Annotated in this window: 16 protein-coding genes; 5 read left to right on the top strand and 11 right to left on the bottom strand. The window is 49.8% G+C overall.

The window, feature by feature from the left end:
* Positions 1–253: 253 nt before the first annotated feature.
* Both JOD20_RS22160 and JOD20_RS22165 read left to right on the top strand, forming a co-directional pair.
* A complete protein-coding gene (locus tag JOD20_RS22160; protein WP_204757367.1) occupies positions 254–589 on the top strand; it encodes a hypothetical protein in 336 nt (111 codons plus the stop codon).
* Between the two features lies 1 nt (position 590).
* On the top strand, positions 591–995 hold the full coding sequence (locus tag JOD20_RS22165) for a type II toxin-antitoxin system VapC family toxin (RefSeq protein WP_204757368.1): 405 nt from the start codon (positions 591–593) through the stop codon (positions 993–995).
* Positions 996–1,084: 89 nt separating this feature from the next.
* On the opposite strand, the gene JOD20_RS22170 is transcribed toward JOD20_RS22165, so the two are convergent.
* Positions 1,085–3,148, bottom strand: coding sequence for a hypothetical protein (locus tag JOD20_RS22170; RefSeq protein ID WP_204757369.1), 2,064 nt, complete (start codon positions 3,146–3,148; stop codon positions 1,085–1,087).
* A 728-nt stretch (positions 3,149–3,876) separates the two neighbouring features.
* On the opposite strand from JOD20_RS22170, the gene JOD20_RS22175 reads away from it, so the two are divergent.
* From JOD20_RS22175 to JOD20_RS22185, 3 genes are all read left to right on the top strand, one after another.
* Positions 3,877–4,326, top strand: coding sequence for a type II toxin-antitoxin system VapC family toxin (locus JOD20_RS22175; RefSeq protein ID WP_204757370.1), 450 nt, complete (start codon positions 3,877–3,879; stop codon positions 4,324–4,326).
* Positions 4,327–4,476: 150 nt separating this feature from the next.
* Positions 4,477–4,974 (top strand): hypothetical protein, encoded by a 498-nt coding sequence (locus tag JOD20_RS22180; protein ID WP_239584016.1) that lies wholly within the window; start codon positions 4,477–4,479, stop codon positions 4,972–4,974.
* Between the two features lie 125 nt (positions 4,975–5,099).
* A complete protein-coding gene (locus JOD20_RS22185; RefSeq protein ID WP_204757371.1) occupies positions 5,100–6,044 on the top strand; it encodes a class I SAM-dependent methyltransferase in 945 nt (314 codons plus the stop codon).
* A 243-nt stretch (positions 6,045–6,287) separates the two neighbouring features.
* Here the strand turns inward: JOD20_RS22185 and JOD20_RS26575 are convergent, their stop codons facing one another.
* The 10 genes from JOD20_RS26575 to JOD20_RS22235 form a co-directional block, all read right to left on the bottom strand.
* A complete protein-coding gene (locus JOD20_RS26575; RefSeq protein WP_239584017.1) occupies positions 6,288–9,326 on the bottom strand; it encodes a tetratricopeptide repeat protein in 3,039 nt (1,012 codons plus the stop codon).
* Positions 9,323–10,906 (bottom strand): CHAT domain-containing protein, encoded by a 1,584-nt coding sequence (locus JOD20_RS22195; RefSeq protein ID WP_204757372.1) that lies wholly within the window; start codon positions 10,904–10,906, stop codon positions 9,323–9,325. The genes JOD20_RS26575 and JOD20_RS22195 overlap by 4 nt, the downstream gene beginning before the upstream one ends.
* Before the next feature lies 1 nt (position 10,907).
* Positions 10,908–12,680, bottom strand: coding sequence for a hypothetical protein (locus JOD20_RS22200; protein ID WP_204757373.1), 1,773 nt, complete (start codon positions 12,678–12,680; stop codon positions 10,908–10,910).
* Positions 12,673–13,644, bottom strand: coding sequence for an AAA family ATPase (locus tag JOD20_RS22205; RefSeq protein ID WP_204757374.1), 972 nt, complete (start codon positions 13,642–13,644; stop codon positions 12,673–12,675). Before JOD20_RS22205 ends, JOD20_RS22200 begins: the two co-directional genes overlap by 8 nt.
* Positions 13,629–13,985: a CU044_2847 family protein gene (locus tag JOD20_RS22210; RefSeq protein WP_204757375.1), complete on the bottom strand. Its 357-nt coding sequence runs from the start codon at positions 13,983–13,985 to the stop codon at positions 13,629–13,631. Before JOD20_RS22210 ends, JOD20_RS22205 begins: the two co-directional genes overlap by 16 nt.
* 187 nt (positions 13,986–14,172) lie before the next feature.
* Complete coding sequence (locus tag JOD20_RS22215; RefSeq protein WP_239584018.1) at positions 14,173–18,630, bottom strand: tetratricopeptide repeat protein; 4,458 nt, start codon at positions 18,628–18,630, stop codon at positions 14,173–14,175.
* Between the two features lie 13 nt (positions 18,631–18,643).
* A complete protein-coding gene (locus JOD20_RS22220) occupies positions 18,644–19,072 on the bottom strand; it encodes a hypothetical protein (RefSeq protein ID WP_204757376.1) in 429 nt (142 codons plus the stop codon).
* A 46-nt stretch (positions 19,073–19,118) separates the two neighbouring features.
* Positions 19,119–20,015 carry a hypothetical protein gene (locus JOD20_RS22225; protein WP_204757377.1) on the bottom strand — a complete coding sequence of 299 codons (897 nt, stop codon included), beginning with the start codon at positions 20,013–20,015 and terminating at the stop codon, positions 19,119–19,121.
* A 107-nt stretch (positions 20,016–20,122) separates the two neighbouring features.
* Positions 20,123–23,176 carry a tetratricopeptide repeat protein gene (locus JOD20_RS22230; protein WP_204757378.1) on the bottom strand — a complete coding sequence of 1,018 codons (3,054 nt, stop codon included), beginning with the start codon at positions 23,174–23,176 and terminating at the stop codon, positions 20,123–20,125.
* 85 nt (positions 23,177–23,261) lie between these two features.
* Positions 23,262–25,583, bottom strand: a complete 2,322-nt coding sequence (locus JOD20_RS22235; protein ID WP_204757379.1) for a hypothetical protein — start codon at positions 25,581–25,583, stop codon at positions 23,262–23,264.
* Between the last annotated feature and the right edge of the window lie 8 nt (positions 25,584–25,591).

The following is a 25,591-nucleotide window of genomic DNA, read 5'->3' on the forward strand; positions in this document are numbered from 1 at the left end:
GCGAGGATGAACGGATTAATTCGGTGAGCAATTAATCCGTTCATTTAGTACTTCACATAGAAGATGGCAAAAATTGATTAGCGATAGGGGCTGATATTGTCTTTTGTATCAGAACCGATAAAGAGGCTTGATACCGCTCAGGGAGCACGTGCAATTCGGTTGAAACGGTGATCTTCTTGCGACGGTTGGGCAAGAATGCTACACTAGTCGTACACGACTGCACCGTGGTCATCCATCACCAAGGAGGCGTGGTATGCCAACCATTACGGTTCCCGAAGCGCTGGCGTTGCGCTTACAACAACATGCCTTGGCCCAGCACCAATCCGTGGAAACGCTGGCGGTCACGTTATTGACCACGGCCTTAGATACCGTGGCTGATCCGCACGTCTTGGCCGTCGTCCAGCGGATCCAGTCCACGCCAGCCAATCCTGCCCATATTCGTCCAGCCCACGGCGCACTCGCCGCCGCACTCGCGGATGATCACCCTGATCCTGCGGTCGGGCAAGCGTGGGATGCAGCCTGGCAGGCGGTTGAAACCCAGATCCAGACCTTGAATGCGGATGATGCCGCCCGCGAGGAACCACGCTAACATGCCCATCTATCTGCTCGATACCAATCATGCCTCACCCTTAATCACGCCGGGGCATCCGCTGCGGCAGCGGGTCACGAACGCCATTGCTGACGGCGCAACGTTTGCGATCTGTGTCCCGATGGTCACGGAACTCATTTTTGGCATTGGCCTCTTGCCACGCGCGGTGGCCAATCGGGCGGCGTGGGCGCAGCTGCAAGCCCTCTTTCCCTGCTACCTGCCTGACGAAACCGATGCTGTGCATGCTGCCGATCTCCAGATTGCCTTACGGCGGCAAGGCCGTCAATTGGCGACTGTGGATGCGCTGATTGCCGCACTGGCGCTCCGCTATGGATTAATCCTCTTGACGACCGATCGTGATTTTGTTGCGGTTCCGAATCTCCAGCAGGAAAATTGGCTGCGCTAACAGGGTCTCATTTTCGGACTAGCGTCCTGATCTATTGTCCCATGCAGACTTCACAATCGTTGAACATGAACATGGATCGTGGAGCACGGTCAGGCTCGTCGCTTGGCATAGCGTGCCTCAACCGCCTGCTGCCAATCACCCTCACTTGGCACGATGGGCAAGAGCACCTGTTCGAGTGCATCAAGCTGTGTTGGCGATGCGACAGTGACGCGAATCCCGTCGCCGACTGGCGTTACGACGGCATAATCGGCGAGCATCTGCGGGGATGGAAGCTGATCCAGCAACGTTGGGCCGATCCACATGCGTTCTGTAACGCTCCGCAGAAACCGCGCACACCACGCATAACGCATCGTGATTTGTCCATGAACCCCACAGACGAGTTCATAAGGGTTGCTGTCCAGACTGTATGGCACATTCCTCCAGCGCGCCAGATAGGCCTGAACCCCGTTGTATGTGGCAAATAATGCGTCAATAATGCCCGTGAGGTGTGCGATCAGGAACTCCTGGCGGTCTGGTGTGGCCCTACGCAGATCAACCCACAGGTTTAGTTGTGGTGCACTATCGTCGGGGGTATGCTGCAACAATATGGACATCCGCTCAACCATACCACCGGCACGTCCCATTCCATAGTTGGTATCCACAAGATTGTCCAGATCCAGCATCCGTGGTGGTGTGGGCGGAGCCTCAAGCGTGACCCGAATCATGGATGTTCCTTGGAGGGTTGATCGGAGTCGTTTCCATCGTTTTCCCGCTGACATCGTGCGTGACCGCATCTTGGTCGTGGTACTCCGTTGATCAAGTGCGGTGCGGGCATTAATGCGATAGTGCGCCCGCTGATCGGGATCAAGGGCTGTATGCCAACGCTCAAGACCATCCAAAAAGGCCGCGCTCGCATGCACGGTCGGCGGCAGCACCAGATGGGCCTGCAAAATCTGGGGGGTATTCAGCTGAAGCAAATAGCCCATCAGGGCCTCATCCGGTACGCGACGTTGCGCCATCGCCGATCGTTCGGCCATCCGCAACGGGGAGCGTGCAGCAGGGTGCGTGACGCACGGCAGATCAAGCGTGGTCGTTGCCGCTGCCGTGGTCAGCAACCGTGTCTCTAGGCTGAGCCGCCCCGCGCCAGCAGCGAGCACGATGCCTGTTACCCGTACCGTCATGGTTGCATGGGCTTGATCGTGGAAAATAGCACGCCAATTCCATGCCTCTGGCCGCAGGTGTGAGCCAACGCGATCAGGCGGGAGCAGCAGATCGGGAAACTCGACGGTGACACGCTGATCGCGCTCGTCGTCCTGCAGCACGTGGTTAAAGTGTTGATGGCGTTCGGGATCGGCCACCCATGTGCTGATCGATTCGAGCCTGATTAATCCCATCGTCACGGCGGTTCCGTCTACACCCACCACTAATCCATACCCAGGTCCACCTGCGGAACGCACCATCCATGTCACCGCAACGCGGTGGCCAACCATGCCCTCCACGGACATCGGATGTCCCCCCCGCAGTAATTGCGGTTCGCCCTGAATCGGTGTTCGGTGATGGGGAACCTGCGTGGATTGGAAGCGGAGCTGGAGGACATCCGCAGCAGCCTCCAGACCACCACACCAACGCGGATTGATGCCCAAGAGGGGGGCCATGGCATAGAACGTTGTTTCCGCAAAGATCGGACGACTGTCGAAGAGTTCCTGAAGCATCGGAGAGGATGCCGTTGGCATCAGCAGATCCTCCCAGCGTTTCGCATGACCAGCGACTTCTTTCCAGCGCCGCCGGGGCAAGCGTGGGCTGAGGGCATCCGGATCGCTGACATAGTGATCCACGAGGATGCCCTGCTGATATAACCAGAGTTGGAGGAGATCGCTATCAAAGGCGCTTGCAATGAGGACGGTTGTCCGCAACGTTGCGGACAGTTCCTGGGCGCATGTTTGCAACGCATCATCGCCAAAGTCGGCGGTAACGCCCCCATCGAGAGTAATCCATCCAGAGTCGCCAGTCGGACTGACGCAAATAATGCGATCAACACTCGGCGCGTCGGTTGCTGCATCGACGAACCCTTCCGTCAGTACCCGCGCGCGCAGTGTCTCCACCAGACGATGACGGAGGGTAGTGGATGTCGTCTGGTCGCCGAGGACGTGGAGTGTCGTGAATGTTGTTCCCATGGCTCTCCCTTTCATATGCATCAGCGAATGGTTTCTTCAACATCCGTGTTGCCGTGGGTGCACAGCATCGACGAACCCATTCGCCACCGCTGGCCGATCGCGTACCGAGCCGCTAGCGGGCTTTTTTCATGGCGGGCATGGGGCAAATGGAGTATCCATTGTAATGGGAGGGCTAGCCCGTGTAAAGCTTGATGCACCCTCACGATTCACGCTCGGCCACTAAATCATTAGCCAAGGGAATGCGATCATTCGCGATGGCCTGCTAGGCGACATAGCGTCCCGGCGTGGCAAAATTTGCCCACCCGCCCGCATTGCGCAAGGCCTGAATCGGTTGGAAAGAGACGATTGAGGACTGATATTGTCGTTTGTATCAGAACCCATCATTCCCAGTGAGGCTGCTCAGACAGAAGAAAACCGTATCATTCCTGTGAAAAATCGAGAGGATGATAGAGCTGATGCTAGCAGAATCATGCTAAAATAATACCATGACCAGCGTGCTACCAACGGAGGAACGCCATGACCCAAAGTTCAAAAAAGTCACCGCAGCGCCTGCGGGTCTTGGATCAGAAAGCCGCGCGCCGTGCAGCGGCACCGACACCTCGTCCTTTGAAACCAGCACCCAGCACGGGACAGTCACTTGCCGCCTTTCGCGGTCGCTGGGCCGGAGATGATCAGCATGAGCGACTGGCAGAAGTGTACCAACTGCGTGGGCTGGCGGGCCTTGATTAATGTTTCTGCTGGATACCAATCATTGCAGCCTGATTCTCCAAGGCAATCCCATCGTGCTGGAGTACTTGGCCACCATTGGCCAAACACCCGTCATGACCTGTGTGATTGTGCAAGGAGAATTAATTCTCATGGCCGAACGGTCAGCACGGCGTGCCGAAAACCGCCGCACCATCGATGCCTTCTTGCGTGAAATCACGATCTTTTCGATTGACCAGATCACGGCGCACACCTATGGCAGCCTCAAGGCCGCCGTCTTGCAGCACTTTGGCCCGAAGGAAAAAGCCAAACAACGGCATACCGCGCTCCACCAACTGGGCTTTTCGGAAAATGATCTCTGGATTGCCGCGATTGCCCTCCAATATCAGCTCACGCTGGTCTCGATGGATAGCGATTTTCAGCGGATGCAGGCGGTGGTCTCCCTGCCCACGGTGCGCTGGGATCAGGCTTAAGCGGGAATCTCCATGAAGACACTCATCGATGCCAGCTTCAGTGCGGTCCGGGGTCAGCTGGATGCGACCCTATCGACTGCCGAGCCGGGTGAGGAATCAGACACAAGAATGCGACAAACACTGCGACACCGATGCTGGATTATGCTCTGTATGCTCGCGCTGCTTGGCAGCTGTGGCCCCACCGCCACGGGTGGTATTCCTGAGCGCGATGATCGGTTTACATTTACGCCGCTGACGGATGACATGGCGCGGTCTGGAACATCACGCATGCCCATTGATATGCTCCAACGAACGTTGCAGATACCCTATCGTGCCCGCTTTCGGGGATCGCTCTTGGCCCTGTTTGGCGAGCCGTTAAGCAGTTCCACCGATGCGGAAAGCGCCTTTTCCTATGTCCTTTCCGTCCAGAATGATCGCGGCGAGACGTGGGTTATGACGGCCTATGAAGGACCGACCGGGCCAGCATTTGGTGGATTCATGCCCGCGACGACGGATGAACCGATACGCGGAGCAGAAGCACTTCTCGCCCTGATCGAGTCCACGCCACCCGCCGATTTTGATGCGGTTCTTGAGGCCGATGACTATGACAGCCGTATTTTCTATGGCTGTCGCGCAGGAGATTGTTACTGGCGCGAAGAACCCCAATAACGGATAATCGCGACTGTATACGCGTTTGATGCTTGGAATCGGCAATTCTGACCACGCTCGGTACGCTACATCTGCGGTGTGAGCCGTGAACGGTTTTTCTATGCTCTGTTTTAGAGGAGGCACCAGTGAGTCTTGAGCAGCGTTGGGACCTGTACCAAGAGCATGGATACCGTGCCGATCAGCCAATTGGCGCAGATCCGCTGGATCAGTTCTATGCCGCACTGCTGGCGTTCGGCCACCAAGACCTCGCCCGTGCCGCCGAGTTGGCGCGTCAGGCGGCAGCAGGTGACCCAGACGACCGGGTGTTTACCGAGGCGGCGGCCTACCTGAACCGCGTGGCTGGTCAGGGCAAGCACAGTGTCTATGTGAGCGGCGACGCGTTTGCGGCCTTCATCGGCGGCGGTGGCAACGTTCCGCTATACGCGGCAACGAGCGCGGCCCTGCGTGCCGCCTATGACGAGTACGAACGGCTGGATGTGCTGGATATCGGCGTTGGCAATGGCCACGCCCTGCTCCCGGCACTGACCCCAACCATCAATCGCTTGGGGGTGGTCGAGCCATCGGCGGCGCTGCTGGCCGAACTCCACGCGCGCCTGGATGCCAGCGGACGATCCCGTGAGGCCTTTGCTGGCACCGCGCAGGAGTTCGCGCATCACGATAACGGTGGGTGGACAATCATGCAGGCCACCTATAGCCTGCACTCGATCCCGCCTGACGAACGACCGGGGCTGTTGCGTCGGCTCCGTGACCTGGGCCAGCGCCTGCTGATTGTCGAGTTTGATGTGCCAGAATTCACTGCCATGTACGACCCAGCGCGGGTGCGCGATATTCTGGGCCGCTACGAGCGCGGACTGGCCGAGTACACTGACGACGGCGGCCTCGTTGCCCAAGGCTTTCTGATGCCCGTCCTTCTCGGATACTTCGATCAGACGGCGGCCCGCACGACCTACGAGCAGCCGATCGCGGCATGGGCAGACCTGGTGCGCGCGGCTGGCTTCACAGCGGTCGAGGTACGCCCGTTGTATGACTATTGGTGGGCGACTGCGTGTTTGGTGACCGGCAGCGGCTAGCGGAGTGCGGCGGAAAACGCATGGTCGCCGCTTCAACTCAACAGTGCACCTATGCGTTCTCCACCCCGTTGAAGCGGAGGTGATGCAACAACGGGGGCAATATGCGAGCGCATCACCCTCCTCATCAGCGTTTCGGCGGTACATTCCCCAGCACGGATAAGGGGGTATGGTACTGATTTAGGATACAAATACGTTCGCTGTCAGCCGAGACTATCACAACTCATCTCTCGTATGGTTTGTTGATCATTTTTGCCTTTTCTTTTTGGTATCCTGATGCAGGCGTTGCACGCGCCCTACATCCTGTTGGAGAGATTGCGTATCGGGGTGGGTGAATCCCAAGATGCGTTTACTGATGGAGAATGCTTGTTCATAGAGGGATTGTGCTTTCGCATACTGTCGTTGCGTTTCAAGCACACGTGCCAAGTTGTTCATTGTTGCCATGGTATCGGGATGATCTACTCCTAACATTGCTTTCCTCACCACCAACGCCTGTTCGAACAACGCCTGCGCCTCGCCATACCGCCCTTGCTCATCTAAGACCATTGCCAAATTGTTAATGCTTATCGCCGTATCCGGATGATCTACTCCCAACATTCTTTCCCGCACTGCTAATGCTCGTTCGAACAACGCCTGCGCCTCAACATATCGCTCTTGCCGCTCCAAGATAAATGCCAGATTGTTTAAGATCGCAGCAGCCGCCGGATGATCTACTCCCAGCACAGCCTCATTGATGGCCAACGCCCGTTCGAACAACGCCTGCGCCTCGCCATACTGCCCTTGCTGCGCCAAGACCGAAGCCAGATTATTTACACTCGTCGCTGTATCGGGATGATCTGCTCCCAACATTGCTTCCCGCACCGCTAATGTTCGTTCGAACAACGCCTGCGCCTCGCCATACCGCCCTTGCCGCTCCAACACCAGTGCCAGATTGTTTAAGATCGCAGCCGTCGCCGGATGATCTGTTCCCAGCACCGTTTCATTGATGGCCAACGCCCGTTCGAACAACTCCTGCGCCGCGCCATACTGCCCTTGCCGCTCTAACACAACCGCCAGATTGTCTACACTCTGAGCCGTCTCTGGATGGTCTACTCCCAACACCGCTTCCCGTACAGCCAATGCTCGTTCGAATAACTCTTTCGCCTTCGTATACTGCCCTTGCCGCTCCAACACCAACGCCAGATTGTTCACACTTTGAGCTGTCGCCGGATTATCGGCCCCCAACACTGCTTCATTGATGGCCAATGCCCGTTCGAACAACCCCTGCGCCGCGCCATACTGCCCTTGCCGCTCCAATACCAATGCCAGATTGTTGATGATCATCGCCGTCTCCGGATGATCTACTCCCAACACCGCTTCACTGATTATCAGCGCCCGTTCAAATAATGCCTGCGCCTCCCTGTATGCTCCCCGCTGTTCTTCAAAACCTCCAAGATTATTAGATAATCGTGCCGCACGTACACCACCGCGCTCCAACGCCCGCATGGTTGCTTGACGCAGATGAGGTTCAAGGGACAGCATATTGCTTGGCACACCCGTAGCATGCGCACGAGATGCAGCAGTGCCAAGCCGATCCTCGACCATTAACAGTGCTTCTGGAGATCCTAATCGCGCGTGGACAACTTGCGCCATTAAGGGATGTAAGATCACTGTATCCGTGCCATCTAGCAATCCAAGCCGTTGTAAGAGCCGCAGTGCATCAACCGCATCATCGTTATCGGTACCATCAGGCACAAATGCCAACACTAGATAACGCGACAATGGCACACCATGCGCACACCATGCTGCGCCATCGAGCATTTCCAATGCTAAGGCATCGATGGCATTGGTCGGATCAAGCTGGTTAAAGCTCAAGCTGAAGGTCGCTTCGACATCTAGTTCATGCCGCGTGGGCGAAGGCAATGCGCCATGGCCCTTGAGCGAACGATGGGCAATTGTTAAATCCTTGCGGTACTGGTCAACCGTATGATGGGGATAGGTGTTGAGATAACTGCCCGCAAGATGGAGGGCCAATGGCAAATGCCCAAGATCGGTGACAATCGCATCGGCTTCCATATCGTTCAATCGCGCACAGAGATTTTGCAATAACGTGCGACTATCTACTAACGAGAGCAGACCAAGGCGGATTTGGGTCACACGTGTCCAGTGATCGGATCGCGAGGTTACTAGCACCCGGCAACCGCCAATAGTGGGCTTCCATTGGTCTAGAATGTCCTGATTTTCACAATTATCAAAAATCAGCAAGCGCGGCATAGGGGATTGCCACGCAATCATAACCCGTTGTGCCTGCTCATTAAGTGCCATTCCAGCAATATCAATGTTAAGTCCAACCGCACAGGACGCAATCTGAGTGGCTACTTGATCGGGGTCGGTACAGTTCAGCCAAAACACCCCACCATGAAAATACACACCATAGCGATAGGCAAATTCCGTCACCAAGCTCGTTTTACCAATGCCACCCAATCCGGTGGCCACCGCTGGCATGACGACCGCTGGCCGAGCCGTGCCAATCGCCTGCGCGAGCGCTTTCAACTCAGCCTCGCGCCCAACAAAATGGGGACTCGCTTCAAAGGGCAGGCGTGAGGCGTGAGGCAAATCCAAACGTGGAGCAGGAACATCGTTCAATGGTATAGAGGCTATCGCAGCAAGCGCTGCGGGCAGCGGGTCAATCGGCTGCGGAAGTTGCACGGTAATCGTATGATCTGCATAAACATCACCAACCGAGATCAAAGCATGAGAAGAATTGGGAGATTCAGGAAAAAACAGAGAAACAGCATGACCATTAATGAGTGCTGGATTGCCCATAAGTATTGATTCAAAAGCAGTAGTTACCTTTTTATTATCATAATTAGGGTAATTAGTAAGAAACGCATCTACCAGATACGGGATAGCAGGATTTATAGGTCGATCAAGATCCGTTATATTAAGGATCTCTATGCCGTTAAGTTCTTGTACCTTAACAGGAATACCATGTTGATTGATTAAAGCTATCTCTAGCGAGGCATCATGTTCACTACTTTGTGGGGAGACCAGAAATTGTGCTGGGCCGTAACTTCCGCCGAATCGGTGCACTACGATCTGACGTTCAATGGTATCAACATCAAAAAGTTCATTTCCGTTAATTATGCAAGTAAACGGATATTCTTCGCCTATAGTATGCCATATATCTTCTTGAAGGGATGTATTAACAATATCAGCAGTAATAAGGTATGATTGATTGATATACATCCGCTGCGGATACACTACCTTCAATTGGATTTGAAATCCTAATCTATCTATAGTCATACGATCTCTCCTGATCGTGGTCTGATTTTAAGCCGACAGAGTGGATTTCCATAATAAATATACATATGACTATATATTAATGCAAGTCCTACATTCCTCGGGCTATCAGATGCATGCTCATAATCATCAATGGCTCTGCGTCGCATAAAACGTAAAAATTCAGGAATGGTAATCCCAGTAGGATTCGTTGATGCTGTATCAAATAGTTGCTGTGCAAGCCTTTGTGCAAATTCACTCTGTACTTGTCCCGTTACCCCGATGTATCCATCTGCTTTTCGTGATAATATAACCTCAGCAAATCCTGTAGAAATCCCTTTTTTTGTCATCGTTCTTCCTGAATAACATGCATTAATAAAGACAATTGTTTGTTTAAGATGATCTGGCTTGAGTCGTTCAAGATCAAGAACTGTCAAGTAATCTTCAGGGGACTTGGATATTCTTGGCCCAATACGATTTAACGTCGCATCATCCATATTAAATTCACCATGACTAGCAAAATAAACCATTCCTATTAATTCTAGTTGTGAATAAACATCATTTATAAATAGTATAATATCTCTATAAGGATTATTATATTTTTCTATCATTTGAACTTCAATATTTCTTATATATTCATCTTCATGGTCAATATATGGCATTATGTATCCTATAACTTCTTTCTCATCAAATCTTAAACGTATATATCTGTCAAAATCACTTACCTTAATCCAACGTGTTATCTTAGCAATATATCCAATATACTTTCCTGATTTTATTTTTATAAATTCCCATGGAATATTCTTATTAGAATTATCAATAATAATAATATTAAGATCGTCATTAAAATATTCACATAAATCAATAAACCAACCTCCTATTTCAATAAAATCTCTTGAGAATTTTGATAAAGCACTAATTATATCATTAATACCTCTTTTATTCTTAATTAAATATTCAATTGATATATCATTTTCTATATCAATTGACTCAATATTAATATTAAATTTCCCATTAAATCCTTGAATTGATATTTCTTTATCTGATTGGCGGTTTACATAAATAATTACATATCCATATGGCAATTCATAATTCATATCAACATCAACAATTTTTTCTAATTCTTTCATATTAACATCTTCTATTCGTGTTATTAATTCTGTATTAGAGTTATCTTCCATTAAATTTATGACACCTCCTAGTAATTTTATTGCATCATCATTAGTGGTTTTTACTAAAATTGAAATCTCGGCTGCAGGAATTTTATATCCTTTATTTACTTTTATGCTAAATTTATATTCACTGCTTACACCATTCCAAATAAGATTATTTTGTTCAATAATCATATCAGGAACAGATGATAGTAGACTTATGGTTCTAATCTCTGCTATTTGAAATTCCATCACTCCTGATGAAAGAGAATCACCGCGAACTGGACAAACATGTATCGCATAGGTTTTAGAAGGATCAATTATCCATTGATTTGGATTCATAGAAGATGGGGTTACAACTCTGCTCTCCTCGCGTATTTCTAGTTTAAACCATACAAGGGGTTGCTTTTTTCGAGAATGAACAGAGGATACCAATTTTGGCCAGAAACCCATATTACTGTCCTCTTTCTATTCGGGGAAGAACAGTAATCAAATCCGCTCCAAGAGTTCGTGCAAGAAGCCTTGGTAATGTTCGTAGATATTTAGGTTGGGGATCAAGTACAATCATCGTTACGCCTTTTATTTGACGTAACATCTCAGCCTTAACAAAGGCATCATCAATTCCCTGGCGTTGCACTGCTTCGGTCGGGATCACTCCTTCCCTACTATTTTGGAGGGGAATATTTCCTCTCCCATCAGTTAATACAACCAAGGTAATATGCTGCGTGTATCGTCTATTATCAGATAGTTCACGAACGATCGTTGTATACGCGACATCAAGTCCATGCGCTAAGGGGGTTGCACGTCCTGATGGGGTTGTTAGGATTCTCCCTAGTTGTGGAACTAAGACATTTTTTAACTCAACTGATTGTGCTCTAATTGATTCTTCTGGTATGGGATTGTGTATTCCAATCTGAATAATATGAATGCGCGCACGGTGATGATACGCTTGCTGTAAATAGGGATTTATGGCATCTTCCCATTGACAATAGGAAAAGCAGGTATAGTCTAAAGCTAGAATAAGTAAATAATCTGGATTCGGTTGGCGGATATAGGATTGAATATGTTCTCTGTTGATCACCATTGCTTGTCCGTTCTGCTGTTCTTCACGACGATGCCGAAAAGCAGTAAAAAGCGTTGGTATAATTGCAATATCAGTTGTATCCCTTAAAGGACGATAGCCTATTGGATGCCCAAAACTTAATCCGGACAAAGGCGAGGGTCGTATAGAATACTTTAGTGCCGCTTGCTGATTGTTAGTAAAAGAAAAATTATCTTCTAGATACATCATTTCTTCGGTAAATGAAATATCTTCGGACAATGTTGTCATGACTTCCGAATTTGCAGAATCGGCCAAAAAGTTACTCGTCAAATCTGGTACATTTTGAGGGAATGTCCGATCTTGTGGTACGATGAATGAAGTTTCCTGTGTAGGCTCCTGTGATATCTGATTGCGATATGAAGTACCTACAATTTTCGGTTTTTCTTTCACATTCCGACCAAGCAATCTAGCAGCGGTCTGAACATGGAGGAGCCGAACATGCGGTTCGCCTTGTAACCGTGCCAATGTATAACTTAACATAGTCAATGTAATATCTCGTCTCATTCCCAAACCCGACATTGGATAGGTACAAAGATACTCAAGTAACGATTTATCAAATGTTGGATGTATAGCGATAGCACGTTTTAATTGGTGTCTTAATCCAGACTGTTGCCACAACACATGTATCCTTTTAGGCTCAAGTGTTCTTGGTCGTATACGAACAGAAAATCGATCAAGAATATGGGGTGATACAAGTGTAATATCTTGCTCCATAGCCTGTGCAATCCACCACATATTAGGTTCCCACAAATCTTTCTGCCCATAACGTTCAATTGCTATATGTGACTGATTAATGCACACTATACATGTACGCTTTGCCATAAGATTGATACGTGCAAGATCGGGTATTTTAATGATTCGAGGATTAAGCTTATCGGAGTATAATATACCCTCACTGTTAAAGGGGAACCCAGGAATTTCTGGAAACCCCCATAATTCATCTTCGGTTGAATAAGGAAGAATAACGCCTTGACGTGGTGTATAAGAGGTCAAACAAATCATTTCTGAAAGTATCGATACAATGCTTTCAAGAATCTGTGCAGACCCATCCAATATGAGAATATTCCGAAGATAAGAACTTAAACTCGCACTGGCCAATAAATGAAGAATATCGTCTTCAATCATGATAAATCAATTCTGCTAAACGCTCTTCCTCCTCCTCTGTCCATCCATAGTGCATACTTTCCATACGCCGATGATAAATTGCAAGTGGAGCTATCTGCTTAAGATGGTCTCTTGGATCATCAATATGTGATTGAAGAGCCTTCGATGCCTTGAGGGCTAGTGCCATCATCTGATCGCCCCGATGACCCTCAAGATTGAAGCCCTGCGCAATTCGCGCACATCGACGAAGATCATCATCACTTAATACTATAGTAGTCGCATCTATCCGTGCACGATTAAGGATGTCTCTTCGGGTATGATCATTGGCAAGTATGTCTTGGAGCCATGGAGTGATGTCATGGTCGCGATTATAGCTCTCCACTGCCGCATTAAAATTAAGTAATGTACGAAGGATATCAACACGTATTTCAATATCATCTTCGGTAGACGGCATAACCATCAAGCCAAACCGATCCAATAATTGAGGGCGTAATAATCCTTCCTCAGGATTCATGGTTCCAACGAAGGTGAAATTTAACTTTTTCGATTGTTCATTTCGTCCTTCACGCTGAATCGTTAATAAACCGGTGGCAGTTACATCAAGGATAATGTTAACAATATGATCATCTAATAAATTTACTTCATCGATATAGAGTAATTTTTTATTCGCCTCTTCTAATAATCCTTGTTCTGTTTGGGCCTGACTTTGAAGTAGGGAGGGAATATTCCACCCTCCAATTACCCGATCAGTGGTTGCATTAATAGGGATTGTTACGGGAACATGTCCGTCCATCATCATAGAGAATGCTCGTACAGCCGTGGATTTTCCCGAACCTCGATGACCACTAATTAAGACGCCTAAAAGCCCTGGTTCTACATAGGCTAGTTCCAAAGCCAACTTCAGGGTATTTTGTCCAACAATGGCACTATAGGGCAAGATGGCCGGATGAAACGGTGAAGGAATAGACATTACTGGTGTTTCCATAATAACTTTACCTGTAATTGTGCTTCTGCACCAACTTTAGCTAAAATTGCACCCGTTTCTGTACTTAATTTAATAGCCAATTGAATTTCAAATTCATTAGGACGAATGGACTGATCAAATGCCTTAATATGAGTGATGGCAGCCTTGGCACAATTTCGCACTAAGGTGAAGCCTTCTCCCATTAAATCCGCTGTTGAACGAATAACTTTTTGGGGGCTTCGAAAATGCTGATCAGAGAAATCATCATGAACCCCGCTTCCATCGGCTGTTACATCACTTGTCTCAATCAAAAATGTAATTGGCTCTCCATCAACATACTCGGTTGTCTCAATAATAGTCATAATGTATACCTCATCTAGAATGGAGTAAAAGTATCCTAGCAAACAAATATGGTCTTGACAATAGGATCATTAATCTTACAGGGATATACGATGGAACTAGTTAAAATGATGCTACAAAATTCAATCCCCTTTTCCATCATCTCCACACGCGGGATGGACACGCCACCATGCTCATTCCACGCCAAATCTATTCAGCCCGATTGGCGGCTATCGCCTGAAGCTGACCAATCATAGGCTGATAGATCTCCCCCAACCCCGTCATATCAACTGTCTCCCCTTGAAGGATTGCCCGTGCTGCTCGTAACGCGCGAGCAGCATCCATCCAGGGCGAGTCCTCTGATCCACCCGCAGCGGTTTGGTCACTCATGGTGCTCAGGCGTACGACAAGCTGACTGATGATGGCAGGATCATTCTGTTGGAGCGCATCGGCAGTGGTCTGCAATAGGGGCATGACGTGGCGGTAGATTGGATGGATGGCAATCCGCATCTGCGCAATAGTAAACTGGAAATGGTCGCTCAGTTGCGGGAGTAACATTTGCCATAGGGTTTCATCGTCACGCAGCCAGGCTTGAAGCGTCTGCATAAAGCGTGCAGCGCCCTCCATCGGCAGCGCATCGTTCGTTGCGAGTGGCTCAAGCTGTGTCGCAACCTGTTGGCGGGCAGCAAGGTCATCCGTTTTGAGTGCTGTAACTACTGCCTGACAGACCTGTTCTAGCACGGCCTCACATCTGGCGGTCTCACGCGCACTGCTGAGCCACTGGTCAATCAGGTCGGTCATGCTGCGTGGTGGTTCAATCGCGGCACGCATCTGACGTAGAAGATCGGCAAACAGAGGTGACAACTGTGGTGCCAGCCGTACCATCCGCTCCCCATCATTCCGCAACCATGCTTGCAGAAATCCCAAAAATGTATGCGCACCATCAAGCGGCAGAGGGGGTCGGCGACGAAGGATCACCAGTTGCTCGGCGAGCCATGAACGCAGCGCCGCACTATCTAGCTGGATCGATTGCACTACCCGTTGACACAAGGCTTGGATGAGGATTGCCAGCGTATCGTGATCCTGAGAATGTTCCGTCCACAGCAGCAATTGCTCACGCAACGGCAACATCGCCTGCCAAACCAATGATACATGAGCGATTCCTTGAGCCGCCGCCTTCATTCCGGCAGTCATTGCCTGTTCCTGTGCCTGCGCAAATTGGGCAAACCCCTCCACATGAGCATTCTGCGCAAGGAGCATTTCCCCCAGCAAATATTGCGTGGTGACCGCTGCCAACACATTGCCACGTCGTTCGGCGATTATCAATGCTCGTTCATATAACCCCTGCGCCTCTCCATACCGGCCTTGCTGTGCCAAGAATCCCGCCAGATTGTTCATGCTCGAAGCCGTATACTGATGATCTTCCCCCAAAACCGCTTCAATGATGACCAAGGCCCGTTCGGACAACGACAGTGCCTCGGCATACCGCCCTTGTTGCGCCAAGACCCCCGCCAGATTGTTCATACTCGAAGCCGTATGCGGATGTTCGGCACCCAATACCGATTCTCGCACCACCAACGCTCGTTCATATAATCTCTGTGCCTCGGCATACCGCCCTTGCCACGCCAAGACTGAAGCCAAATTGTTCACACTCTGCGCCGTATCCGGATGATCTTCCCCCAACGCCGCTTTCGTCACCGTCAATGCCTGTTCATATAATCGCTGTGCCTCGGCATACTGTCCTTGCTGTGCCAAAACTCCCGCCAGATTGTTCATACTTGAAGCTGTATCCGGATGCTCCATGCCGAACACTGTTTCCCGCACTGCCAACGCTCGTTCATACAAGCCCTGTGCTTCCCCATAACGCCCTTGCTGCTCCAAGACCGAAGCCAGTCCGTTCATACTCGCAGCCGTATGTGGATGTTCAGCCCCCAACATTGCTTTATTGATGGCCAACGCTCGTTCTAACAAGACCTGCGCCTCGGCATACTGCCCTTGCTCCGCCAAGACTCCCGCCAGATTGTTCAGACTCGCAGCCGTATGCGGATGTGCGTCCCCCAACACTGCTTCATTGATGGCCAAGGCCCGTTCATACAACCCCCGCGCCTCGGCATACCGCCCTTGCTGTGCTAAAAATCCCGCCAGATTATTTATACTCGCAGCCGTATCCGGATGATCATCCCCCAACACCGCTTCTCGTACTGCCAAGGCCCGTTCATACAACCCTCGCGCCTCGGCATACTGTCCTTGTTGCTCCAAGACCCCCGCCAGATTGTTCATACTCGAAGCAGTATCCGGATGATCATCCCCCAACACCGCTTCATTGATGGCCAACGCCTGTTCACACAACGCCTGCGCCTCGGCATACTGTCCTTGTCGCTCCAAGACCCCCGCCAGATTGTTCACACTTGTCGCCGTATTGGGATGCTCATCCCCCAAGACCGCTTCATAGATGGCCAACGCCCGTTCATACAACCTCTGGGCCTCCCCATACCGCCCTTGATTATCCAAGACTGAAGCCAAATTATTGACACTCGTCGCCGTCTCCAAATGCTCGACCCCCAACACCGATTCATGGATGGCCAACGCCCGTTCATACAAAGGTTGCGCCTCTCCATACGCTCCCCGCAGTTGTTCAAAAAAACCAAGGCTATTCGTGAGACGGGCGGCGCTTTCATCTTCACGATCTAGCGCTCGTATAGTTGCATAGCGCAGGTGTGGTTCAAGGGATAACATGTGGCTCGGTATCCCATGCTTATTAATATGGACTGCTCCTGCCTTAATCCGATCTTCGACCACGGCCAGCATTTCCACTGATGCTAATCGCGACTGGACAAATTGCGTGAGCAAGCGATGTAACACCACCGTGTCTATGCCATCCAGCAAGCCTAAATGCTGCAAGCGCCGTAACGCATCAACGGCATCATCGGCATCGGTATCATCGGGTACAAACGCCAGCACCAAATCACGCGGCAGCGGCACGCCGGGCGCACACCACGCCGCCCCATCGAGTATGCTCAACGCCAAGGCATCAAGCGCATTGGTTGCATCAAGCTGGTTGAAACTGAGCAGAAACGTGGCTTCCACATCCTGTTCATGCCGTGTGGGTGAGGGCAACGCTCCCTTGCCCTTAAGCGACTGGTGGGCAATCGTCAAATCCTTGCGATATTGTTCACCCGTGTGATGATCATAGATGTTGAGATAACTTCCTGCGAGATGTAACGCGAGCGGCAAATGCCCCAGATCCTCCGCAATCGCATCCGCTTCCTTATCAGTCAACCGTGCACACAGTCGCTGCAAAAGTGCTCGACTTTCTGCTGGTGAAAGCACCCCAAGCCGAATCTGGGTCAAGGTTGGCCACTGATCCGACCGCGCCGTCACCAGCACCCGACAGCCGCCGACCGTGGGCTTCCATTGCTCCAGAATCATATAGTCTTCGCAGTTGTCGAAAATCAGCAAGCGCGGCATCGGGGATTGCCATGCCACCACCACCCGTTGCACCTGTTCATCAAGCGGCATGTCTCGCGTATCGATCTCCAATACCGAAGCGCATGCCGCAATTTGACTGGCCATCTGACTAGGATCTGCACAGTTCAGCCAAAATACCCCACCCCGAAAATACCAGCCATAGCGATACACAAATTCCGTCATCAGACTCGTTTTGCCAATCCCTCCTAGCCCACTCGCCACCGCCGGAATTACCACCGCTGGCTCGGCATTCCCGACGGCTGCCGCCAATGCTTTTAATTCCGGTTCCCGTCCCACAAATGAGCGAATCGCTTCGAACGGCACACGGGAGGTTTGCGGCAAATCTGCACGTGGTAAGGGAATCTGATGTAATGGCAACTCGGCCAATACGGCAAGCGCATGCGGTACTAGGTCATACCACGCCAGAAACCAACGACTTGTCACATCCCAGCCACTGAACTGTGGTTCCGGTGCACCCGTCCATTGGGGCGATTGTTGGCTTTCCTTCAGCCGCTCTGTCAGATAGCCATGCAACAAACGCAGGGTCACATAGCCATCACGATCATGCCGCGCACCCTTCAACCCATCGATCAGGTGGTACGTATAGACACTCATCCGAGCCGATTCTCGGGCAACCGTCAGTCCATGGGTCGATACCAGCATCTGCCGATGGGTAGGGGCATTAACCCGGGGTTGATTGAGCGTACCCAACGTCGTTCCAAGCAGACCGCTATAACAACAATCTACAATCAGAATCACATGCCCCACCGCATAGCGTCCATCCCGCAAGATCTCCTTTAACCAGTACAGACTCAGACAGGTGTCGGGCTGCTGCGCAATGATGGTCGTAGCAGCATCGGGAGTCACTAACACCACATCATTATCACCACTGGGGGTCGTTGCCAGATAGCCATGGCCACTGAAATAGATGAGCAACGTATCCGCCACGGTTAATGTGGTCATGGCCTGCACAATGGTGGCGCGAAGTATTTCCCGTTGCGCTTGCGCCCCACACCATTCCTCAACGGTAAACCGGCATGCGGGACTGTGGAGTACAGCAGCGAGTTGGGGGACATCTCCGTGTTCGGGAGCGGTCAAGGATTCCAATGCCAAACTTGGATGTCCCACATTGACCCCAATCAGGATCGCGTGGCGGGTACTCGGATGGGAATCCAAGGGATGTGGACGAATCACGTTCATGCTATTCCTCTATTTACTCAGCCTGCCGAAGCTCTAGGAGGATCGGTTCATCGGGATTCGCTGCCAATAAGGTGGCTAAGAGTGCGTCCTGCGATGCTTGGTCGATGGTCATTGTACCGGTTGCGGTCGGTGCATCTGCCGGAATCACATAGCCGACTTCTAACGATGTATCTGGATGTGTTTCAGCCAATCGACTCAATAGCGCAACGATTCTGGTAATAAGGTACGTACAAAATGGGAGAGAGAGGTAGGGAAGTACATCACCAAGAGATTGGATTGCATACTGCGATCCTCCTTTCATTCCGGTTCCCGCCCCACTTAGATAAAGCGGGGAAGTAATACACTCTCTAAGCGCCGCGCCAACAGTTTGCTCCAAGCGCACCGATGCGATGGTTGCATCGCCACCCTTGGTCATCATCACGTGCACATATACTCGACTCATAGACTCTATCCTCCACGTCTAGAACTACCATTAGGGCACATTGTTGTTAAGGACTACGTGATAGTGGAACGGTTATGGACAGCGGACTCGTTGGCATGAGAGGGATGGTGGATGTGAGTGGGGCATTACCCTGACCACAAGGAAGAGTTGCCAACGATACCTGCTGATATGCGATACTTTGCACATCTGCCAGTTTGACCATGCGCACTGTCTGCGGCAGGCAATCACGAGTGAGTGCGGTTGCAACAAAATATTGGTCGCTATTAACAGTCACTACGACCACTTGGGGATAGGCATACAGACCAAGGGTGGGAGATAACGGCACCACAGGGATACTCCCAAACAATGGTTTGTTTAGGATGATATCCGCCACGAGCGGTGTATCTCGAAAATCTTTGTAGGCTTGCTGTTGAGCGTTATGAAAAGCCATATCTGCCGTTCCTAAGAGAATCAATAGTGCTACCATGAGGATACTTATCTCGTCAAAGAGGGGCAGGCGCAGCGTGTTCGGCAAACGTTGTGTTGTCGCATAGGTGGTACGACTAATACCAAGAATACCCGTTGTTATGCCAATCACCAGAGGCCAACTATCCTTCAAGCCGATAAAAAAGGCAATTATCCCAATGCCTATCCCTGCAACGAGACCCATGATACTGGCCATCGTCCAGGATCGTGGTGATACGATCATGCCTAACCACGTGATCAAACTGAGCGCCAGTAACAGAAATGCCTTGGCCAAAGCGGGCCAGCCAAATTCGCCATATTCCCACAGGGTCCATGTTAATTCACTGCGTGGAATTGCCAAGGCTTCGTAGTACCCAAAACTAGCTTGACGACCAAGAAACCAGAGCGGGGCAACAAGGAATGCTGTTGTACTAGTCACACCAAGCAGCAGGTTTTTTAGCGTCGTTAGCGATGATTGAGGATCATTCGGTGCTGTCATCATCCCTCCACGTTCATGTATCTTAAGGCTAGTGAGATCTGAGTAGTAGGTATACGCTGGAAGCATCTATACTCATCACTATAATCAAACTTAATGCTTCATACTGCTTAATGATTTAAGGCTTTCACTCTTTCTCGATGACTACGAGTAATTTGTGTATCAGGATGATTCATGCCCAGCACTACTTCAAATATGGCAAGCGCCCGCTCATAGTATTCTTGAGCTTTTTCATATTGCTGTTGGGATTCTACTACTAATCCCAAATTGTTCAGGGTTTTGGCTGTTTCGGAATGCTGTATCCCCAACATACGTTCTTGAATTGCTAAGGCTCGTTCTAATAATTGTTCGGCTTCTATATCTTGCCCTTGATAATACAACGCCATTCCTAAATTTTGCATGCTCGCCGCCATATCAGGATGAAACTGACCTAAGGTTGCTTCAGTCACTTCTAAAACTCGTTCCAAGATTGATTGTGCCTCTGCATATCGTTCTTGACTGCTTAAAACCAGTGCTAAATTACTCATAATAGTGATCGTTGTTGGATGCGACTCTCCAAGAGATTGTTGATGGATATTTTTCGCTTGTTCCAATAATTGATATGCCTGGGGGTAGCATTCTTGTTCATCTAAGAGCAATGCCAAATTGCTTAAGCTTTCCGCAATTACAGGGTGGAAACTACCAAAGTTTGTTTTTCTAATCCGCAAGGCACGCTCATACAATTCTTGAGCTTCGCTATATGCTCCTTGATGAAACAGAGCAAGCCCTAAATTATTTAATCTGGTTGCCGTCTCTGAATCTTCTGCGCCTAATACCTGTTCACTGATTGATAATGACTGTTCAAATAACGCTTGTGCCTCTGTATACTGGCCTCGTTTTAAGGATATCATGGCCAAATTATTATAACTTTGGGAGGTTAAATCATGGAGGAATCCAAACACTTTCTCCCGTATAAACAAGGCGCGTTCATGTAATGGTTGTGCTTCGGCATATTTTCCTTGATAGACAAAAATCTCTGCAAGATTATTGAGACTGTTTGCCGTCTCTGGATGTTCTACCCCAAATACGCGTTCATTTATTGCCAGCGTTCGTTCAAATAATACCTGGGCTTTATGATAGGCTCCTTGTAATTGTTCACAAATCCCAAGACTAGTCGCTAGCATAGCAGCATGTTCATCGTCACGATCGAGCGCTCGTATAGTCACATGGCGCAAATGCGGTTCAAGCGCCAGCATGTGGCTTGGTATTCCACCATCATTGATATACGATGCCCTAGTATTAATCCGCTCCTCCACCACGGCCAATATTGCTGACGAACCAAGCCGCGCGTGCACAACCTGGGCGAGCAATCGGTGCAGCACCACCGCATCCGTCCCATCAAGCAACCCAAGCTGCTGTAAGCGCCGTAACGCATCAACCCTATCATCGTTATCGGTTTCATCGGGAACAAACGCTAATACCAAATCACGAGGAATTGGCACGCCTGGCGCACACCACGCCGCGCCATCGAGCATGCCCAACGCCAAGGCATCAAGAGCATCGTTTGGATCGAGCTGGTTGAAACTCAGCATGAAGGTGGCTTCCACATCTTGTTCATGGCGTGTGGGTGAGGGCAACGCGCCCCGACCCTTGAGTGAGCGATGGGTAATCGTTAACTCCGTGCAGTATTGTTCGACCGTATGATGGGGATAAGTCGCAAGATAACTGCCCGCCAAATGCAAGGCCAGCGGCAAATGTCCCACAGCCTCGGCAATCGCATCAGCCTCGGCATCGGTCAGCCGCCCACAGAGGCGCTGCAATAACGATCGGCTTTCACCAGAAGAGAGCAACCCTAACCGAATCTGCGTCACGGTTGGCCACTGGTCCGATCGTGCTGTCACCACCACCCGACAGCCGCCGACCGTGGGTTTCCATTGATCCAGAATGGCATAGTCTTCACAGTTGTCGAAAATCAGTAAGCGGGGGATGGCCGATTGCCATGCCATCACCACCCGTTGCACCTGTTCATCGAGTGGCATGTCCGTCGTATTAATATCTAATCTCGAGGCAAACCCAGCAATTTGACTATCTATCTGACTAGGATCAGCACAGTTTAGCCAAAACACCCCACCCCGAAAATACCAGCCGTACCGATACACAAATTCCGTCACCAGACTCGTTTTCCCAATCCCCCCCAATCCGGTCGCCACTGCCGGAACTACCACCGCTGGCTGCGCATTCCCGACCGCCGCCGCCAATGCCTTCAATTCCGGTTCTCGTCCCACAAACGAGGGACTTGCGGTGAAGGGCACACGGGATGTTTCCGGTAAATCCGCACGCGGCGGGGGAAGCTGATTCAATGGTAAGTCAGCCAACACGGCAAGGGCATTCGGTATCGGGTCATACCATGCCAAAAACCAACGACTTGTCATGTCCCAGCCACTGATCTGCGGTTCCGGTGCACCCGTCCATTGCGGCGATTGTTGGCTATCCTTCAACCGATCCGTCAGATAGCTATGCAACAACCTGAGGGTCACATAGCCATCGCGATCATACCGCGCACCTTTCAGCCCATTGATCAGGTGATAGGTGTACAAGCTCACCTGATTCCATTCCCGTGCCACCGTTATGCCCGATGTCGATACCAGCATCTGCCGATGGGCAGGTGCTTCGACACGCGGTTCCTCAAGGTTCCCCAGGGTCGTCCCCAAGAGGCCGCTATAACAACAATCCACAATCAGAATCACATGGCCCACTGCATAGCGACCGCTTCGCAACATGCCCTTTAACCAGTGCAGACTCAGACAGGTGTCGGGCTGCTGCGTAATGATGGTCGTATCAGCATCGGGAGTCACCAACACCACATCATTATCACCACTGGGGGTGGTGATCACATAGCCGTGGCCACTGAAATAGATCAGCAGCGTATCCGCTGCGGTTAATGTGGTCATGGATTGCTCAATCGTGGCGCGGAGTGCATCCCGTTGCGCTTGTACCCCACACCATTCCTCAACGGTAAACTGGCATGCTGGACTCCGCAATACGGCAGCGAGTTGGGGGACATCTCCGTGTTCGGGGGCGGTCAAGGAGTCCAACACCAAGCTGGGATGGCCCGCATTGACCCCAATCAGGATCGCATGGCGGATGCTTGGATGCGCTATGAACGGTGACGTGTTATCCTGCATATTTCCTCAATTACCCGAGATGACTGAAGCATTGCAAAATGATGTAGCCATCATTGAATAAACCATCTATTCAATCGTAACCTCATCATTCCTCGCCCACACGCCCATACTTCAGAATAGCCTCAACATAGAGATCAATCAGATGAAAGAAATAAGGATAGGCTGTATATTGCTTATGCCGCACAAATTTTACTGCCATCATTTCCAGAAATTGCTTGATCTCTATGTGGCGTGCATTTTGATAGATGTCAAATTTTCGAATGCGTTGGGCGCGTACTTGCACGTCCTGTAATCCTGTTGGACTTCCCACCATGAAACACTGTTCATCATCAAACCAGATTCCTTGCGAGGATTGGACATCAACCCCTTTCGCACTCAAAAAATGGCCTTGGTGCCGATACCGATCAATAAATTTCTTTCGGTTATACTTGCCACGATCATCAGGGAGAATATTAAAAATCTGCGCAATAGTGTGCATCAACGGTTCCGACGTCAGTTCATTGAGTGACACTGACATCCGTGACTGGGCCAGCTCATCTAGGAAACGGTTATACTGTTGATGTTGCTCTTGCACGGTTGGTAGACTATCAGTATCTTCGATCTCATCTATATCGTCATCAAAAACCTGTTGGGACTGCGTGAGCGGGCGTGGATCAATGGGTAACTTGAAGCTCTCAATCGCCATAGGCATATTAAAGGCTTCTTGGCGCTGGATGATTGTGGGATAGTCATACAACACTTGTTCTTCAATATCTTCTAATTCGATGATCACCTGTGGTGCCAGAATAAAATCATAGCGTTTAATATCCTCTTCCTCTCGGTCTGGTTTCCACTGTTTCTTATTAAACGGCTCAATAATATCCTCATCCCAATCAAGCTCATAGTCATCAAGCAGGGCATAGAGATGTTGTCGGGCCACCGGGTCACGAAGATCAACAAAATTAAGCGTTGATCCCTTTAAGAATAACAAGGTATGAAAGGAGGTACCATCATAAGTCTTTTTTCGGATAAACGCGACGGATGGCATCATATTGGTGTCCATATCAAACATCGTAATTTGGCGTTGCATTGGTTCTGGAAATCCCGGCAAACGGCTACTCGGTGATTTTTGATGGACAACCAAGTTTTTAAGATACAACTGATTGAGACACACATCAAAGCGCAGATCATAACGTCTTTTCTTATCTTTAAGATTAAGCATGCCATAGTTCAAGTAGTCTGTTGCAGAATTCGTATCGACAGGATTTTGGGGGTTGATATTGATCGATTGCTTCGGAATATGCGAATAGTGCTGGTAGAGGTGCTTATAGGGATCTTCATAGGCTTCTAATCTACCTGCAAGCTCGAAATCCTCTGCTTCGTAGTCTTGTAGAATTAACACTGGAAGTATCTCATCTTGGGGCATCGATGTTGTCCTATGAAAGGTGTAGTCTGGATAGGTATCCTGTAACAGTGTCTGATATGCTGTTGTAGGAATGGTCTCTTGGTTAAGGCGATTATCAAAGATGAGGATCGTCCCAAACGCGTGTTTCGGCAACACAGTGTGCTTGCTTTTTACCGAATATTTTTTGAACGTGCGCACCTTTGGGGTTGCGCTAATCCCATAGGTTGCTAAATACGCAGTAAAACTATCAATAAAGGTATATAACAAATAGCCACGCGTATATTCTGGTTGGTCTTGTTCATGAAAATTAAGACTGGCTGGGCTTGAACGACTATGATAAATCCGATAGATGACGCCTTCAAAACTGCTGATTTCTGCAGGAGTTAATCGTCGAAAAAAGGATTGGCCATCTTTTGGGGACATTTTACAAAAGTAGGGAAACAGTGATGGCCAATCTACTTTAATATCCTCTTTTTTTATCGGAAGGAATCGTGTCGCGTGGCCAATGATTTTAAATTCCTGACATACACCTTCCACGCGTTCGGGATTTTTTCGATCCCCTTTGATTTCAATCTCTAGGCAGATGATGGCATTTTTTTCTGGTTTGGCTTGGATATAATATTTATTCTGGCTTACAAAGGCGGCGCTCCGGACGCTTTTAAAGTAGGATGCCTGTAAGAGTTTGATGACAAGATGGATCGGTAGATTACTCCATTGTCCTTCACTCCAAGGGAGGGGATCTTTACTCAGAAACGGAACGGTTATCGTATGGGGTGTACTCTCCAATGGATAGAGCGCATAAATACTGGGCGTTGGCCTATCATAACTAAAGAAGTGATATGGTTCCGGTAATTGATCTTTCAATGTGGTATGAAACCGCTCAAATTTATATTTATTTTTCATAAATCGAAAATCTGCCGGAACAGCGTACTTAACTAACCGAAATTTTTGCTGAAGCATGTGAAAATCGATCGGTGTATCAATGCACAACGTTGTCGTTCGCATCGGCATACTCTTGTTCATCTTAAGCT

The organism is Herpetosiphon giganteus, assembly GCF_016907925.1.
Taxonomy (GTDB): domain Bacteria; phylum Chloroflexota; class Chloroflexia; order Chloroflexales; family Herpetosiphonaceae; genus Herpetosiphon; species Herpetosiphon giganteus.

Bases quoted from the DNA above. Each gene is read 5' to 3' on its own strand.
- JOD20_RS22160 (WP_204757367.1), top strand. From the start codon at position 254: ATGCCAACCATTACGGTTCCCGAAGCGCTGGCGTTGCGCTTACAACAA.
- JOD20_RS22165 (WP_204757368.1), top strand. From the start codon at position 591: ATGCCCATCTATCTGCTCGATACCAATCATGCCTCACCCTTAATCACG.
- JOD20_RS22170 (WP_204757369.1), bottom strand. From the start codon at position 3,148: ATGGGAACAACATTCACGACACTCCACGTCCTCGGCGACCAGACGACA.
- JOD20_RS22175 (WP_204757370.1), top strand. From the start codon at position 3,877: ATGTTTCTGCTGGATACCAATCATTGCAGCCTGATTCTCCAAGGCAAT.
- JOD20_RS22180 (WP_239584016.1), top strand. From the start codon at position 4,477: ATGCTCGCGCTGCTTGGCAGCTGTGGCCCCACCGCCACGGGTGGTATT.
- JOD20_RS26575 (WP_239584017.1), bottom strand. From the start codon at position 9,326: ATGACTATAGATAGATTAGGATTTCAAATCCAATTGAAGGTAGTGTAT.
- JOD20_RS22195 (WP_204757372.1), bottom strand. From the start codon at position 10,906: ATGGGTTTCTGGCCAAAATTGGTATCCTCTGTTCATTCTCGAAAAAAG.
- JOD20_RS22200 (WP_204757373.1), bottom strand. From the start codon at position 12,680: ATGATTGAAGACGATATTCTTCATTTATTGGCCAGTGCGAGTTTAAGT.
- JOD20_RS22205 (WP_204757374.1), bottom strand. From the start codon at position 13,644: ATGGAAACACCAGTAATGTCTATTCCTTCACCGTTTCATCCGGCCATC.
- JOD20_RS22210 (WP_204757375.1), bottom strand. From the start codon at position 13,985: ATGACTATTATTGAGACAACCGAGTATGTTGATGGAGAGCCAATTACA.
- JOD20_RS22215 (WP_239584018.1), bottom strand. From the start codon at position 18,630: ATGAACGTGATTCGTCCACATCCCTTGGATTCCCATCCGAGTACCCGC.
- JOD20_RS22220 (WP_204757376.1), bottom strand. From the start codon at position 19,072: ATGAGTCGAGTATATGTGCACGTGATGATGACCAAGGGTGGCGATGCA.
- JOD20_RS22225 (WP_204757377.1), bottom strand. From the start codon at position 20,015: ATGACAGCACCGAATGATCCTCAATCATCGCTAACGACGCTAAAAAAC.
- JOD20_RS22230 (WP_204757378.1), bottom strand. From the start codon at position 23,176: ATGCAGGATAACACGTCACCGTTCATAGCGCATCCAAGCATCCGCCAT.
- JOD20_RS22235 (WP_204757379.1), bottom strand. From the start codon at position 25,583: ATGAACAAGAGTATGCCGATGCGAACGACAACGTTGTGCATTGATACA.